The organism is Streptomyces sp. NBRC 110028, assembly GCF_001417735.1.
GTDB lineage: Bacteria > Actinomycetota > Actinomycetes > Streptomycetales > Streptomycetaceae > Streptomyces.
Genome location: NZ_BBUZ01000029.1, coordinates 102,494 through 117,625, shown reverse-complemented (window position 1 = coordinate 117,625; position 15,132 = coordinate 102,494). Strand labels below are relative to the sequence as shown.

Here is a 15,132-nt window from a genome sequence, read left to right as displayed (position 1 = left end):
GCGCGGAGCCGGTGGCGCCGGCGGCACGGCGGGTGAGCCGCGCCGCCGGCGCTCCAGGTGCACTGGGCCGGGAACAGGCGATCAGTGCATATATGTCCGATGATGTGAAGCATGGACGTGGAGATCACGCTCCGGGTGGACGGCAGGGACCACCGGCTCACCGTCGACACCCGTACGACCCTGCTGGACGCCCTCCGCGAGCGGCTGGGGAACACCAGCCCCAAGAAGGGCTGTGACCATGGCCAGTGCGGTGCCTGCACCATCCTGCTCGACGGCCGCCGCGCCCTCGCCTGTCTGGCACTGGCGGTGGCCCACCAGGGCGCCGGCATCGTCACGGCCGCCGGTCTCATGAACGGCGGCGACGGGGAACGCGGCGAGAGCGGCGACGGGCTGCATCCGCTCCAGCGCTCCTTCATCGCCCATGACGCCTTTCAGTGCGGCTACTGCACCCCCGGCCAGATCTGCTCGGCGGTGGGCATGCTGCGCGAGGCGGCGGCGGGCTGGCCGAGCGCCGTGGCCAAGGATGTGAACGCCGCCGACGTGGTGCTGGACGACGAGGAGATCGCCGAGCGCATGAGCGGCAACCTGTGCCGCTGCGCCGCGTACGCCAACATCGTCCCGGCCATCGCCGACGTGGCACACCGGGACGAGGGGGCGCGCCGATGAGGCCCTTCCGCTACGAGCGTGCCGACACCGTGTCGGCGGCGGTGACCGCGCTGGCCGAGGAGCCGGAGGCGGCGTATCTGGCCGGTGGCACCAACCTGGTGGACCTGATGCGGCTGGAGGTGGCGACCCCGGAGGTGCTGGTCGACGTCCGGAGGCTCACCTCGGACCGGATCGAGGAGCTGCCGGACGGGGCCCTGCGCATCGGCGCCGCCGTCACGGGCAGCGATCTGGCCGCCGACCGGCGGGTCCGGCGGCGCTATCCGGTGCTCTCGCAAAGCCTGCTGTCGGGCGCCTCGGGCCAGTTGCGCAACCTCGCCACCACCGGCGGGAACCTGTTGCAGCGCACCCGCTGCCCGTACTTCCAGAACGTGACCACCCCGTGCGACAAGCGCGAGCCGGGGTCGGGCTGTTCGGCGATGGAGGGCTATCAGCGCGATATGGCGATCCTCGGCGCCTCGCCGTCCTGCGTGGCCACCCACCCCTCCGACATGGCGGTCGCGCTGGCGGCGCTCGACGCCGTGGTGTGCGTCCAGGGTCCCCAGGGGCCGAACGGCGGGCGGCGCGTCCCGCTGACCGAACTGCACCGGCTGCCCGGCGACGCCCCCGAGCGGGACACGGTGCTGCGGCGCGGGGAGCTGATCACGGCCGTGGAGCTGCCGCCGCCCGGCTTCACCGCCACCTCCCGCTACCGCAAGGTGCGCGACCGCGCCTCGTACGCCTTCGCGCTGGTGTCGGTCGCCGCCGCGCTGGACGTCGCGGACGACGGGACCGTACGCGACGTACGCATCGCGCTCGGCGGCGTGGCGCACAAGCCGTGGCGGGCGTGGAAGGCCGAGGAGTCGTTGCGCGGCGCGCCCGCGACGTGGGACGCCTTCCGGGACGCCGCCGCGGCCGAGCTGGCCCAGGCGGACCCGCTGCCGGGCAACGCCTTCAAGGTGGCGCTCGCCCGCAACACCCTCGTCGCCACGCTGCTCGATGTGATGGAGGTGGCGCGGTGAACGAGGTCCGCGAGGTCAGGGAGCGGGCGCGGGCGGTCGGCGCGCCGCTGCGCCGGATCGACGGCGCGCAGAAGGTCACCGGCACCGCCACCTACGCCTTCGAGTGGCCCGTCGAGCACCCCGCCTATCTCCATCCGCTGCAGGCCACCATCGCCGCCGGGCGGATCACCGATGTGGACACCGCGGTGGCGGAGGCCGAGCCGGGGGTGCTGGCCGTGCTCACCCATCTCACCGCGCCGCGGCTGACCGTGACGGGCGATCCGGAGCTGGCGGTGCTGCAGTCCGACGAGGTGGCCTGGCGCGGGCAGTTCACCGGCGCGGTGGTCGCCGAGACTCCGGAGACCGCGCGGTACGCGGCGGGCCTGGTGCGGTTCACCTATGAGCAGCGCCCGCCCGATGTGGCGCTGCGCGAGGACCGCGACGACCTGTACAAGCCGGTGGACGCGGCCCAGTTCGGGCAGGGCGGCGGTGAACTCCAGGACGGCTCCCCCGCCGACAGCGTCGTCGGCGACGCCGATACGGCGCTGGCCGCCGCGCACACCCTGCTGGACGCCACGTACACCACGCCGATGTACCACAACAACCCGATGGAGCCGCACACCGCCGTGGTCACCTGGGCCGACGGCGAGCTGCTGGTGTACTGCTCCACGCAAGGGCCGACGGTGAGCCGCGATCTGCTCGCCGCCACCCTGGGGCTCGGGCAGGACCGGGTGCGGGTGGTGTCCCCGCACGTCGGCGGCGGCTTCGGGTCGAAGGTGTATCCGCACGCGTACGCGGTGCTCGCCGCGATGGGCTCGCGCACCGTGCGCCGGCCGGTGAAGTTCGCGCTGACCCGCCAGCAGATGTTCGCGCTGGTGGGCTTCCGCCCGGCGTCGATCCAGCGGATCCGGCTGGGCGCCGACGCAGCCGGCCGGCTCACCGCCGTCACCCATGACGTGGTCGAGCAGACCGCCCGGGCCAAGGGGTACGCCGACCAGGTCGCCGTGTGCACCCGCCTGATGTACGCCGCCCCGCACCGGCGCACCACCCACCGGCTGGCCCCGCTGGACATCCCGGTGCCGACCATCATGCGGGCACCGGGCGAGGGGCAGGGCATGTTCGCGCTGGAGTCGGCGATGGACGAGATGGCGCTCGCGTGCGGCATGGACCCGGTGGAGTTCCGCGTCCGCAACGAACCGGACGTCCACCCCGAGTCCCAGCTGCCGTTCTCCAGCCGCCATCTGGTGGCCTGCCTGCGCGAGGGCGCCCGCCGCGCCGGATGGGAGCGGCGCGACCCGACGCCCCGGGCGCGCCGGACGGGCCGCTGGCTGATCGGAACCGGCGTGGCCGCCTCCACCTACCCCTCGCCGCGCCTCCCGGGCAGCGCGGCGACGGTCCGGGTCACCCCGGACGGGCACTGCACGGTGCTGATCGCCGCCGCCGACCTGGGCACCGGCACCTGGACGGCGCTCACCCAGATCGCCGCGGACGCGCTCGGCGTACCGGTCGAACGGGTGGAGTTGCGCATCGGGGACACCACCCTGCCGAACGCCTCCCCCGCCGGTTTCTCCTCCGGCATCAACAGCTGGGGCTCGTCGATCGCGGAGGCCGCCCGCCGGTTGCGCACCCTCCTCGCGACCGAGCACGGCGACGTGGTTCCGCCGGACGGCCTGGAGGTCACCGCCGGCATGCCGGTGAACCCCGACGCCGAGCGGTACGCGATGCACAGCTTCGGCGCGCAGTTCGCCGAGGTCCGGGTGGACGCGGACACCGGGGAGATCCGGGTGCCACGGCTGCTCGGGATGTTCGACGTGGGCCGGGTCATCAACCCCAGGACCGCGCGCTCCCAGCTGCTGGGCGGCATGACGCAGGGCATCTCGATGGCGCTGTACGAACACAGCGTGCTGGACCCGCGCTTCGGCCATGTGGTCAACCAGGACTTCGCCCAGTACCACATCGCCGCCAACGCCGATGTGCACACGATCGAGGCGCACTGGGTGGACGAGACGGACCCGCACACCAATGTGATGGGCGCCAAGGGCGTCGGCGAGGTGTGCGTCGTCGGCACCGCCGCGGCCATCGCCAACGCGGTGCACCATGCGACCGGCGTGCGGGTGCGCGATCTGCCGATCACCTGCGACAAGCTGCTGCCTGACCGCTGATCGGCCCCGGGCACCGCCCGCCGCCGCCTCGCGTGCGAAGTCGGCGAGCGCGGCGGGTGGGGTACGGCAGCGCGTCCGCGCTGCCGGCGGGGTTCAAGCGGGTACGCGGCGTCAGCCCGCGGGAGCACCGCGCTCGCCGCGGCGCGCCGTCCGCAGGCTGACCGGCGGGACGCGCAGGCAGGCGTCCGGGCCGCAGGTGGTGGTGCGGTCGTACAGGTCCATCAGGCGGCGGACGCCGCGGGCGATGTCGTACCGCTCGACCGCGTCCGGCACCGGGTAGCGCCGCGGACCCGCGGCCAGCCGGTGGCGCAGCGCGTCGGTGAGGGCGGCGGGGCCGGGGGCGATGCGGCGGGCGGCGGGGGCGGCGCCCGCGGGGAGTTCGTCGAGGGCCGGGCAGCCGGTGTGGAGTACCGGCAGCCCGGCGGCGAGGGCTTCCAGGGCCGCGAGCCCGAACGCCTCCTCGGCGGACGGCGCGGCCAGGACGTCCATGGCGGCCAGCAGGCCCGGCAGCCCGGCGGGCCGGTCCTCGGACGGGGCCACGGCCCCGTCCCGCTCCCCCAGCAGCCGGATCCGGTCGGCCGCGCCGAGCCGGGTGGCCAGGTCCTCCAGGGCGGCGCGCTCGGGCCCCTCGCCGACCAGCAGCAGCCGGGCGCCCGGTACGGCGGCCACGGCCCGTACCGCCACCTCGAACCGCTTGGCCGCCATCAGCCGTCCGACCGCGCCGACGACGAAGGCGCGTTCGGGGATGGCCAGGCGGGCGCGGGCGGTGGCGCGGACGGCGGGGGTGAAGCGGAAGTGGCGGGCGTCGATGGCGTTGGGCACCAGATGGACGCGGTGGCTGGGCACGCCCCAGTCGCGCAGCCGGTCGGCGACCGCGGCCGAGACGGCGACGGTCGCCGAGCCCAGCCGTTCGGCGGCCAGATAGCGGGCGCGGACGGCGGGGGTCAGGGGGTGTCCGTCGACGCTGTGCTCGCCCAGGGCGTGTTCGGTGGCGATCACGGCCCGTACACCCGCCAGCCGGGCGGCGATCCGGCCGTAGACGCAGGCCCGATAGAGGTGGGTGTGGACCAGGTCGTAGCCGCCGGAGCGGATGGTGCGCACCAGGGCGGCCAGCGCCCGCAGCTCGCCCGCGCGGCCGTCCAGGGGCAGGTGGGTGACCGGGATGCCGTCGGCGCGGATGCCGTGAGCGGTTGTGCCCGGTGCGGCGAGGGCGACCACGTCGCAGCGCACGGGCACATGGCGCAGCAGCAGCCGCAGTTGCTGCTCGGCGCCGCCCGCGCCGAGGCGGGAGATGATGTGCAGAACTCTCATCGGGCGACCCCGCCCCGTCCTCCGTCGTGCGGCCGTGGATTCGGTCGCGCGTTTTTCACGCGATCTCCGACCTTGCCAGAGGGCGGGATGTAAATCACGTAAGACGCGCGTTCATGGGCCATCAGGGTGGCTCTTTCGCGGCCCGTCAGCACCCGGTTCACCAGGGGCGCGCCGAAAATCCGATGTGCGCGATACCGACTCATCCGATTGTTACCTTCTCATCTCGCGCGATGACATGACGAATGTGGTCCGTTCGGGTCATCGCGGCGCGACATCCGGCTCCAAGTCAGCCGGTTTTCGAATGAACCCGGTTCCAGACAGCCCGCGGGAGTGCCCATGTCTGCACAGACCCCCGTCAGAGATTCGAAAAACGCACGAGACGCGCGTCGTGGAGTCGCCCCCGCCGCCGCGCGCACCGCCGGGCACGTCCCCGGGCGCGCCGCGGCACCCCCGCACGCGCGCCCCGCCCCGGATGCCGCGCACTCCCGCCCGGCCGCGGTGTACGAGTACGAGCGGTACAGCGAGCTGGCGGGCCCGCTGACCGAGCCGCCCGCCGGCCGCCCGTACCGGGTGCGCAGCCGCAGCCTGCTGGCGCGGGAGCCGCACCGGTTCCGGGCGGCGCTGCTGCTGTGCGGGGCGCCGGTGTGCTCGGCGCTGCTGCTGCTGTGGCTGCTGCGGCCGGACCACTGGGCGGCGCGCCCCTATGTGACGGCGTGGGAGACCGCGGCGGATGTCGTGATGCTGGTGTCGATCGCGCTGATCGAGACGTTCCGGCTGGTCACGGTCGTCTCCAACGCGCACGCGACGCTGATGGCCAGGGATCCGGTGCCGGTGACGGCCGAGCCCGGCACCCGGGTGGCGTTCCTGACCAGTTTCGTGCCCGGCAAGGAGCCGATCGCGATGGTCCGGGCCACGCTGGAGGGCGCGGTGCGCATCCGGCACCAGGGGACGCTGGACGTCTGGCTGCTGGACGAGGGGGACGACGCGGAGGTCAAGGAGCTGTGCGCACGGCTCGGCGTACACCACTTCTCCCGCAGGGGAATCGAGAAGTGGAACCAGCGAGAGGGCGCTTTCCGGGCGAGGACGAAGCACGGGAATTACAACGCCTGGCTGGACGCGCACGGCGACGATTACGAATTCATGGCGTGTGTGGACACCGACCATGTGCCGCTGCCCAACTTCCTGGAGCGCATGCTGGGTTACTTCCGCGATCCGGACGTGTCCTTCGTGGTGGGCCCGCAGGTGTACGGAAACTACGACACCGCCGTCACCAAGGCCGCCGAAAGCCAGCAGTTCCTGTTCCACGCGCTGATCCAGCGGGCCGGGAACGCCTACGGCAGCCCGATGTTCGTGGGCACCAACAACGCGGTGCGGATCAGCGCGCTGCGCTCCATCGGCGGGCTGTACGACTCGATCACCGAGGACATGGCCACCGGCTTCGAGCTGCACCGCCACCGCAACCCGGCCACCGGCAGGAAGTGGCGCTCGGTCTACACCCCGGACGTGCTCGCGGTCGGCGAGGGGCCCAGCTCCTGGACGGACTTCTTCACCCAGCAGATGCGGTGGAGCCGGGGCACCTACGAGACGGTGCTGGGGCAGTTCTGGAAGGCCCCGTTCACGCTGTCGCCGGGGAAGCTGCTCAACTACACGCTGCTGATCACGTACTACCCGATGACGGCGGTCAACTGGGTCCTCTCGGCGCTGTCCTGCACGCTGTTCCTGATGCTGGGCGCGGCCGGGCTCGACATTCCGGCCGAGCTGTGGATGATGCTCTACGGCGACGCCGCCATGCTCCAGATCGGGCTGTACATCTGGAACCGCCGCCACAACGTCTCCCCGCATGAGCCCGAGGGGTCGGGCGGGCTCGCCGGAATGCTGCTCTCCGCGCTGTCCGCGCCGATCTACGCCAAGGCGCTGTTCGACGCGGCGCTGCGGCGGAAGAGCCGGTTCGTGGTCACGCCCAAGGGCGACTCGTCCAGCCCGGACCGGCTCTCCACGTTCCGCATCCATCTGCTGTGGGGCGCCCTCTTCGGCGCCTCGCTCGCGGCCTCGTTCTTCCTGGGGCACACGCACGCGGCGATGCGGGCGTGGGCCGTCCTGGCGCTCGCGCTGTGCCTGGCGCCGGTGGCCATCTGGTACGGCGGGGTGGTGCGGGACCGGCGCCGCCCGGTGGCGGCGCCGGCCGTGCCGACCGCGCGTGCGGACAGCCCGGGCCCGTGCGCCCCGGCGAAGGACGCGGACGCGGTGTGCGCCCTGTGATACCGCCCAGCGGCGTGCCTCAGTGGTGGCCCGGGCCGTGGGCGTTCCGGGCCAGGCCGAGCGCGTACTCGGGCCACCAGCGGCCCGCCGGGGGCCCGCCGTTGCACGTCCCGTCGGATTCGCCGGGCCGCTTGATCCACAGGTACGCGTCCACCAGCCGGTCCCCGGTGCGGGTGCTCGGCGGATGGCCCAGCGCCCGGCCCGGCGGGTTGCACCAGGCCTTCTCCGTGCGGGGCTCGTGCCGGGCCGCGCCGCCGCGCCGCAGCGGGCCGTTGCCGTTGCGGCTGGTGTCGATGACGAAGTGCGCTCCGCCGACCGCGCGGGACAGCCGGTGGCCGTACGCCTTGGTGCGGCCGGTGCGCTGGAAGTTGGCGACGTTCAGGGAGAAGCCGTCCGCCTGCTCGATGCCGCTCTTGAGCAGCGGCGCCATCAGCCGGGCGGGGTTGGTGATCCAGCCCGCGTTCCCGGCGTCCAGGTACACCCGTACGCGGGGCAGCGCGGCGAACGCGGCGACCGCGTCGCGCAGCAGCGCCAGCCGGGGGCCGACCGCGCGGCGGGGCACACAGCGGTCGACGACCTGCGCCACCGCGTCGGGCTCCAGCACGACGATCGCCTCGCGGTCGCCGATGCCGAGGGCGATCTGCTCGATCCACCCGCGGTAGGACGCGCCGTTCGCCGCGCCGCCGGCCGAGTGCCCGCCGCAGTCCCGGTGGGGGATGTTGTAGGCGACCAGCACCGGGGTGGTGCCGGTCCGGGCCGCGGACTCGGTGATCAAGCGCACCCGTTCGCGAGGGGGCTGCGGGCCGAGCCATTCGGCGACCGGCTGCTGTGCGATCCGCCGGATCAGCTCGGCGTCGTTGTTCCTCGCTCCGTTCTTTCCCTCTTCCTCCCGCGCACGGACGTGCCGGGCGGCCGGGCCGTTCGGGTTCACCCAGAGCCCGCTCCGGCGCGGCGGAGGGTCGGACAGCTGGCATCCGCTCAGCGGTGCCACGGCCACGGCACCGCATGCGACGACCGTCAGCAATCGGCGCACAACGGACTTAACCGGATATCTTTCGCGCATGCGAGGCATCATGGCACCGCGTGCCGTCGGTTCAGCGGACGTCGCGTTCGCTGTCGCCGTTCCGGTCGCCGTCGCCGCCGCCCTCCGTACGCGGGTCCTCCGTACGCGGGCCCTCCGTACGCCACAGCGGATGCTCGCGGGCCGCCCACCGCGGGTCGACCCGCCCGGTGCGCATCCCGCGCCGCGCCTCCGGATCGGCGAGCGCCTTACCGATGTGCCCGATCACCACGATGCCGACGGCCAGCGCCAGCCAGTCGTGGACGAACGTGGCGCTGGTGCGCCACATGAGCGGGGCGAGTCCGGTGAACCACATCAGCGATCCGGTGGCCGCCATCACCAGCACCGCGCCCGCGGTCCAGGCGGCGTACACCTTCTGGCCCGCGTTGAACTTGCCCGCCGGGCGCTCCGCCCGGCTGTGGTCGCGGCGCAGCGCGGCCCGCAGCCAGCGGCGGTCGTGCGGTCCGAAGCGGTTGAGGCGGCCCAGGTCGGCCCGGAAGGCGCGGGAGGCGAGACCGAGGAGGGCCGGTACGGGCGTCAGGACGCCGGTCCACTCGTGGACGGTGACCACCAGCGCGCGGCGGCCGACGAGTTCGGCCAGGGCGGGGAGGTACAGACAGGCCGCGCTGACCACGCACGCCCCCAGGAGCGCGGCCGTGGTGCGGTGGATCCAGCGCTCGGCGGACGTGAAGCGGCGCACCCGGCGCTCGGTGGCGGCCGGGGCCGCGGCGGTCTCGGGCAGGGGTGTCTCAGGCAGTGGGGTCATCGTCGCGTCCGTTCGATCTGCCGACCCAGGCGTCCACGTCGTATCCCCGGTCCTCCCAGTAGCCGGGGCGCACCTCGTCGGTGACGGTGATGCCGGACAGCCACTTCGCCGACTTGTAGAAGTACATGGGCGCGACATAGAGCCGGACCGGGCCGCCGTGCGCGTGGCCCAGCGGCTCGTCCCGCATGCGCAGCGCCACCAGGACGTCCGGGCGGCGCGCCTGGTCGAGGGTGAGGCTCTCGGAGTACGCGCCGTCGAAGCAGGTGAACCGGACCGCCCTGGCGCGCGGGCTCACCCCGGCGGCGTCCAGCAGCGTCGACAGCCGCACCCCCTCGAACGGCGTCCCCGGCACCCGCCATCCGGTGACGCACTGGACGTCCCGGACGAGCCGGACCTGCGGGAGCGCGCGCAGCTCGGCGAGCCGGTAGTCGGCGGGCCGGTCGACGAGCCCGCCCACGGTGAGGCGGTAGCTCGTGGCGTCCTTGTGCGGGACGGAGGACGTCACGGAGTAGTACCGGAACCCGCCGCCGTTGGGCAGCAGCCCGGTCACCCCGGTGGGGTCCTTGCCGGACACCGCGCCGAGCGTGTTCTCCAGCCCGCGCTGCGCCCAGGGAGCGACGGCCATGCCGGCGGCGCCGAGGCCGAGCATGCCGAGCAGGATGCGGCGGCCGACGGGTGCGCCGCGCTCGTCGTAGCGCGCGCCGTCCCTGTGCCCGTCGTCGCCGGGGGTTGCGTCCATGTGCTGATGACACCACCGGGCGGGGCGGCGCGCCATCGTCTGTGGGTTTTCGTCAGACTTCCGTCAGGTCTGAACGCCCGGCGCGGTGCGCGGGGAGGTGTTACGACACCGCCTTGGCCGCCGCGCGCCCCGCCGTCCGCCCCGAGAAGAGGCAGCCGCCCAGGAAGGTGCCCTCCAGGGACCGGTAGCCGTGCACGCCCCCGCCGCCGAAGCCCGCCGCCTCGCCCGCCGCGTAGACGCCCGGCAGCGGCTCCCCGCCGTCGGTCAGCACCCGCGACGACAGATCCGTCTCCAGCCCGCCCAGCGTCTTGCGGGTGAGGATGTTCAGCCGCACGGCGATCAGCGGGCCCGCCCCGGGATCGAGGATGCGGTGCGGGGCGGCGGTGCGGATGAGGCGGTCGGCGAGGTACTTACGGGTCCCGCGCAGGGCGGTGATCTGGAGGTCCTTGGTGTAGGGGTTGGCGATCTCGCGGTCCCGGGCGACGATCTCGCGGCGCAGCTCGGCCTCGTCGATGAGCGGGTCCTCGGTCAGTTCGTTCATCCGCCGCACGAGGGCGGGCAGCGAACGCTCGACGATGAAGTCCGCGCCGTGGTCCATGAACGCCTGGACCGGGCCCGGCGCCCCGGCCCGCCCGCGCCCGAGCACATCGCGGACGCTCTTGCCCGTCAGGTCCGGGTTCTGCTCGGAGCCGGAGAGCGCGAACTCCTTCTCGATGATCTTCCGGGTGAGGACGAACCAGGTGTAGTCGTAGCCGGTCCGCATGATGTGTTCGAGGGTGCCGAGGGTGTCGAAGCCGGGGAAGAGCGGGACCGGGAGCCGCCGTCCGCGGGCGTCGAACCAGAGCGACGAGGGGCCGGGCAGGATGCGGATGCCGTGCCGGGGCCAGATCGGGTTCCAGTTCTCGATGCCCTCGGTGTAGTGCCACATCCGGTCGCGGTTGATGAGGCGGCCGCCGGCCGCCTCCGCGACGCCGAGCATCTTGCCGTCCACGTGCGCGGGGACACCGGAGATCATCCGCTCGGGCGGGGAGCCCAGCCGCTCGGGCCAGTTGGCGCGGACGAGGTCGTGGTTGCCGCCGATGCCGCCGGAGGTGATGATCACGGCCTGGGCGCGCAGCTCGAAGGAGCCGGTCACCTCGCGGCTGCTGGCCGTGCCCCGCTCGGCGCGGCTGGGCTCCAGCACCTCGCCGGTGACGGTGTCGACGGCGCCCGCGCTCCGGACAAGCCCGGTGACCCGGTGCCGGAAGCGCAAGGAGACCAGGCCGCGGGCGGCCGCGGCGCGCACCCGGCGCTCGAAGGGGGCGACGACGCCGGGACCGGTGCCCCAGGTGATGTGGAAGCGGGGTACGGAGTTGCCGTGCCCGGTCGCGTCGTAGCCGCCGCGCTCGGCCCAGCCGACGAGGGGGAACAGCCGCAGCCCCTGGGCGTACAGCCAGGACCGCTTCTCGCCCGCCGCGAAGTCCACGTACGCCTCGGCCCAGCGGCGCGGCCAGTGGTCCTCCTCGCGGTCAAAACCGGCCGTGCCGAGCCAGTCCTGCCAGGCGAGTTCGCGGCTGTCGCGGACGCGCAGCCGGCGCTGCTCGGGCGAGTCGACGAGGAAGAGACCGCCGAAGGACCAGTGGGCCTGGCCGCCGAGCGACTGCTCGGGCTCCTGGTCGAGCAGGATGACCTTGCGGCCCGCGTCGGCCAGCTCGGCGGTGGCCGCGAGGCCCGCCAGGCCCGCCCCGACCACGATCACATCCGCGTCGTACGCCATGGTTGGTGGTATCCCGTCCTCGTCAGCCGGTCGACGCCGGTCGTCGGATGCCGATCCTGCCTACCGGCCAGTACGGCGTCAACTGGTCCGGGAGCCAGGGGTGAGAGCGCTTTCCGGACACCGTCACCCTCCAGGCTATAGCTCTCTTGTGCAGCAAAAGGGAACAATCCCTCACCTCTATTGGACAGGGTTCAACCAAAGCGGCATCATCAACGACCATGGCTGACCGCTCCGTTGAGCAACCCGGGCCGCCGTACCAGGCGGACAAGCGCATCGTGAATCCGACACTTGTCACCCCCGGTCCCCAGCCCATCGAGGCCGGTGACTCCCCCGTCACCCCGCACATCCTCCAGGGCGAGATCATCGGCCCCCGGCACGCCCGCCGCCGCCGCATCGATCCGCGGCACAAGGCGGCCGCCGGGGCGATCCTGCTGTCGGCCACCGGCGCCGCCACCGCGCTGTTCATGCTCATGGGCAAGGACGCGCGCCAGGCGCAGGCCGCCCCGGGGCCCGACGCCTCGTCCACCGCCCCCGACCAGCCGGAGCCGAAGGCCGCCGCGTTCGGCGGCTCGGCCGTCGGCGACGAGCCGCTGCGCGGTTCGCGCACCACCGAGCCCGCGGCCCCCGCGCCCGCCGCCAAGCCGGTGACGCGAGCCCCGGCCACCCCCGCCGCCGAGCCCCGCACCCCGTCCTCCGGTCAGCAGACCAAGCCCTCCGCTTCCTGGCCGTCCGGGGCCGAGCAGTGGCGGAAGCGGGCCGAGGCGTGGCGGCAGTGGGCCGAGCAGGCCCGGCAGCAGGCGGAACAGCAGGACGGTCAGGGGCAAGGCGATCAAGGCCAGGGCCAGGGCGGCTGGGGGAACGGCCAGGGGAACGGCGGCTACCCGGGCGGCGGCTCCGGTCCGTACGACCAGGGGCAGGGGCCCGACGGCCAGGGCTCCGGATCCGGCCCGTACGGCGGCGGGCAGGGCGGCCCCTACGGCGGTGGCCCCTCGCGCTGACCCGGGCGCCATCTGCTTGTATGGCCACATGCCTGATCAGGAGCCGCTTTCCGCCGACGAACTGCTGGACATCGTGGACGAGCGGGACCGGGTGATAAGCCAGGCCCGTCGCGGTGACGCCACCGCCCACCGGCTGCGCCACCGATGCGTCTTCGTCCTCGCGCGCGACCCCCAGGGCCGCGTCTTCGTCCACCGCCGCACCGACCGGAAGCTGGTCTTCCCCTCGCTGTACGACATGTTCGTCGGCGGGGTCGTCGCGGCGGGCGAGACCTACGACGAGGCGGCACTGCGGGAGGCGGAGGAGGAACTGGGCGTCCAGGGGCTCCCCGCGCCCGTGCCGCTGTTCTCCTTCCTCTACGACACCCCCGAGCACACCTGGTGGTCCCGGGTCTACGAGGTCCGCTGCGACCTCCCCGTCGCGCCGCAGGCCGACGAGATCGCCTGGCACACCTTCCTCACCGACGAGGAGCTGGAGCGGCGGCTCACCGAGTGGGAGTGGGTCCCGGACGGCGCGGAGGCGTACCGGCGGCTGAAGGAATGGCGCCGCGAGAGGCTCACCCCGTGACCGGAGGCAGACTCGGGGCCGCCGTGGCGGGCGTCCGGCTGTGGTTCGCGCCCGAACGGCTCCGCGAGGAGGGCGACACCCCCGACTACCGCTTCTCGCTCGCCAACGAACGCACCTTCCTGGCCTGGCTGCGCACCGCGATGGCCCTGGTGGGCGGCGGTTTCGCGGTCGACCAGTTCCTGCCGGACACCGGCCGCCCGCTCCGGCTGGCCCTCGCGCTCGTCCTGCTCGCGGGCGGCGCGGTGTGCGCCCTGCGCGCCATCAACCACTGGATCCGCTGCGAGCGGGCCATGCGGCGCGGCGAGGACCTGCCGGTGTCGCGCTTCCCGGTGACGCTGGGGCTGGCCGTCGGGGTGGTCGCGCTGCTGATGGTGATCGTCGTCGCCGTGGGGTGGGGCGGGTGACCCAGTCGGCGCGGGACCCCGGGCTGCAGCCGGAGCGCACCCGGCTGGCGTGGCGGCGTACGACGCTGGCCTGCGCCGTGGCCGCCTCGCTCGCCGGGCGGCAGACCCTGCACGCGGGGCTGGGCCCGCTCTCGGCCCTCGCCCTGTCGCTGGTCGTCCTGTCCTGGCTGGCCTTCCTGGCCGTGGCGCACCGCCGTATCCGCCATCTGGGTGCCTCGCGCCCGCCCCTGCTGACCCCGCGCGCCGCGGCCGCCGCGGTGGTCTGCGTGATGGGCGCGGCGGTGTGCGGTGCGGCGATGCTGCGCTAATCGACCGTGATGACGATCTTGCCGCGGGTGTGGCCCTCCGCGCTGCGCGCCTGCGCCTCCGCCGTCCGCTCCAGCGGGTACGTCGCCGACACCTCGACCCCCAGCGCGCCGCGCTCGGCGAGGTCGGTCAGGTCCTGGAGGTCCTCGGGGTCGGGGTGGACGAAGACATAAGCGCCGCCGGCGCCGAGGACCGCCGGATCGGCGATGGACGCCAGCCGGCCGCCGGGGGCCAGCACCTGAGCGGAGGCGGTGAGGGCGTCGCCGCCGACCAGGTCGAACGCGGCCTGCACCCCGTCGGGGGCGAGTTCCCGCACCCGCTCGGCGAGCCCCTCCCCGTACACGGTCGGCTCGGCGCCCAGCGTCCGCAGATAGTCGTGGTTGTGCTCACCGGCGGTCCCGATGACGCGGGCGCCCAGATGCCGGGCCAGCTGCACCGCCATCGAGCCGACGCCCCCGGCGGCCGCGTGCACCAGCACCGTGTCGCCCTCGCCGACCCGCAGCGCGCCGACCAGCGACTGGTAGGCCGTCAGCCCGGCCAGTGGAATGCCCGCGGCCTGCTCGAAGGTGAGGTTCCGCGGTTTGCGGGCGATCGTGCGCAGGGGCGCGGCCACGTACTCGGCGCAGGTGCCGCGGGACAGGAAGTCCTCGCGCACGTACCCGATCACCTCGTCCCCGGCCCGGAACCCGGTCACCGCCGGTCCGGTCCGTTCCACCACTCCGGCGACGTCCCAGCCCGGGATGACCGGGAAGACGGCGTCCAGGACGGGGTCGAGATATCCGGCCTGCGCCTTCCAGTCGACGGGGTTCACGGCGGCGGCCCTGACCCGGATCAGCACCGAGTCGGGCCCGACCTTGGGGTCCCGGACCTCGCCGAATTCGAGAACCTCGGGACCGCCGTAGCGGCGGTAGCTGATGGCCTTCATGGTGGCTGCTCCTCGCGGTTCCTGGTGTCGCCGGGCGCTTCCCCCTACCGACGCTCCTGCTCGGGAACCGGCACCGCAAGTCCAGCCCGCGCGGGTTCGGGCCGGAACGCGCCCTCGCCCTCCCCGCACCTCGGCAGCGCGAGGAACCGGTGACGGCCGCGCACTGGACTACATACCGACTGGTCGGCATCATGAGGTGGACATGGAGTGAACCCTACGCCGCCCGCCTCCCAGGGAA

14 protein-coding genes and 1 pseudogene are annotated in these 15,132 nt (G+C 73.9%); 9 read left to right on the top strand and 6 right to left on the bottom strand.

The genetic code is table 11. The annotated features are described in order from the left end of the window. Positions 1-111: 111 nt before the first annotated feature. The 4 genes and pseudogenes from ASC60_RS21185 to ASC60_RS43000 form a co-directional block, all read left to right on the top strand. A complete protein-coding gene (locus ASC60_RS21185) occupies positions 112-666 on the top strand; it encodes a 2Fe-2S iron-sulfur cluster-binding protein (RefSeq protein WP_055553315.1) in 555 nt (184 codons plus the stop codon). Next, positions 663-1,664, top strand: a complete 1,002-nt coding sequence (locus ASC60_RS21180; protein WP_055553313.1) for a xanthine dehydrogenase family protein subunit M — start codon at positions 663-665, stop codon at positions 1,662-1,664. Before ASC60_RS21185 ends, ASC60_RS21180 begins: the two co-directional genes overlap by 4 nt. Next, positions 1,661-3,805, top strand: a complete 2,145-nt coding sequence (locus ASC60_RS21175; RefSeq protein WP_055553311.1) for a xanthine dehydrogenase family protein molybdopterin-binding subunit — start codon at positions 1,661-1,663, stop codon at positions 3,803-3,805. The genes ASC60_RS21180 and ASC60_RS21175 overlap by 4 nt, the downstream gene beginning before the upstream one ends. A 47-nt stretch (positions 3,806-3,852) precedes the next feature. After that, positions 3,853-3,966, top strand: a pseudogene (locus ASC60_RS43000) (AraC family transcriptional regulator); the annotation flags it as partial. Here ASC60_RS43000 and ASC60_RS21170 read toward each other — a convergent pair. Then, positions 3,917-5,116 (bottom strand): glycosyltransferase, encoded by a 1,200-nt coding sequence (locus ASC60_RS21170; RefSeq protein WP_055553309.1) that lies wholly within the window; start codon positions 5,114-5,116, stop codon positions 3,917-3,919. The pseudogene ASC60_RS43000 and the gene ASC60_RS21170 sit on opposite strands and share 50 nt — an antisense overlap. A gap of 336 nt (positions 5,117-5,452) precedes the next feature. Here ASC60_RS21170 and ASC60_RS21165 point away from each other — a divergent pair, with 336 nt between their 5' ends. Next, a complete protein-coding gene (locus ASC60_RS21165) occupies positions 5,453-7,375 on the top strand; it encodes a glycosyltransferase family 2 protein (protein ID WP_055553307.1) in 1,923 nt (640 codons plus the stop codon). A gap of 19 nt (positions 7,376-7,394) precedes the next feature. Here ASC60_RS21165 and ASC60_RS21160 read toward each other — a convergent pair whose 3' ends face one another. From ASC60_RS21160 to ASC60_RS21145, 4 genes are all read right to left on the bottom strand, one after another. Further along, entirely contained in the window at positions 7,395-8,438 is a 1,044-nt protein-coding gene (locus tag ASC60_RS21160; RefSeq protein ID WP_055553306.1) for a glycoside hydrolase family 6 protein, read from the bottom strand. A gap of 31 nt (positions 8,439-8,469) precedes the next feature. Next, positions 8,470-9,201 (bottom strand): cytochrome b/b6 domain-containing protein, encoded by a 732-nt coding sequence (locus ASC60_RS21155; protein WP_055553304.1) that lies wholly within the window; start codon positions 9,199-9,201, stop codon positions 8,470-8,472. Further along, positions 9,185-9,940, bottom strand: a complete 756-nt coding sequence (locus ASC60_RS21150) for a molybdopterin-dependent oxidoreductase (protein WP_055553302.1) — start codon at positions 9,938-9,940, stop codon at positions 9,185-9,187. Before ASC60_RS21150 ends, ASC60_RS21155 begins: the two co-directional genes overlap by 17 nt. Positions 9,941-10,040: 100 nt before the next feature. Continuing rightward, on the bottom strand, positions 10,041-11,696 hold the full coding sequence (locus ASC60_RS21145) for an FAD-binding dehydrogenase (RefSeq protein WP_055553300.1): 1,656 nt from the start codon (positions 11,694-11,696) through the stop codon (positions 10,041-10,043). A 218-nt stretch (positions 11,697-11,914) separates the two neighbouring features. On the opposite strand from ASC60_RS21145, the gene ASC60_RS21140 reads away from it, so the two are divergent. From ASC60_RS21140 to ASC60_RS21125, 4 genes are read left to right on the top strand one after another with little or no spacing between them, the layout of a single operon-like run. After that, entirely contained in the window at positions 11,915-12,694 is a 780-nt protein-coding gene (locus tag ASC60_RS21140; protein WP_055553298.1) for a hypothetical protein, read from the top strand. 28 nt (positions 12,695-12,722) lie between these two features. Beyond that, the gene (locus ASC60_RS21135; protein WP_055553296.1) at positions 12,723-13,259 is read left to right on the top strand and encodes an NUDIX domain-containing protein; all 537 of its coding nucleotides are present in this window, start codon (positions 12,723-12,725) and stop codon (positions 13,257-13,259) included. Further along, positions 13,232-13,663, top strand: a complete 432-nt coding sequence (locus ASC60_RS21130; protein ID WP_055553294.1) for a DUF202 domain-containing protein — start codon at positions 13,232-13,234, stop codon at positions 13,661-13,663. Before ASC60_RS21135 ends, ASC60_RS21130 begins: the two co-directional genes overlap by 28 nt. Further along, the gene (locus tag ASC60_RS21125) at positions 13,651-13,971 is read left to right on the top strand and encodes a DUF202 domain-containing protein (RefSeq protein ID WP_107097132.1); all 321 of its coding nucleotides are present in this window, start codon (positions 13,651-13,653) and stop codon (positions 13,969-13,971) included. Before ASC60_RS21130 ends, ASC60_RS21125 begins: the two co-directional genes overlap by 13 nt. Here the strand turns inward: ASC60_RS21125 and ASC60_RS21120 are convergent. Further along, positions 13,968-14,894: an NADP-dependent oxidoreductase gene (locus tag ASC60_RS21120; protein ID WP_055553292.1), complete on the bottom strand. Its 927-nt coding sequence runs from the start codon at positions 14,892-14,894 to the stop codon at positions 13,968-13,970. The genes ASC60_RS21125 and ASC60_RS21120 overlap by 4 nt on opposite strands. Positions 14,895-15,132 lie beyond the last annotated feature (238 nt).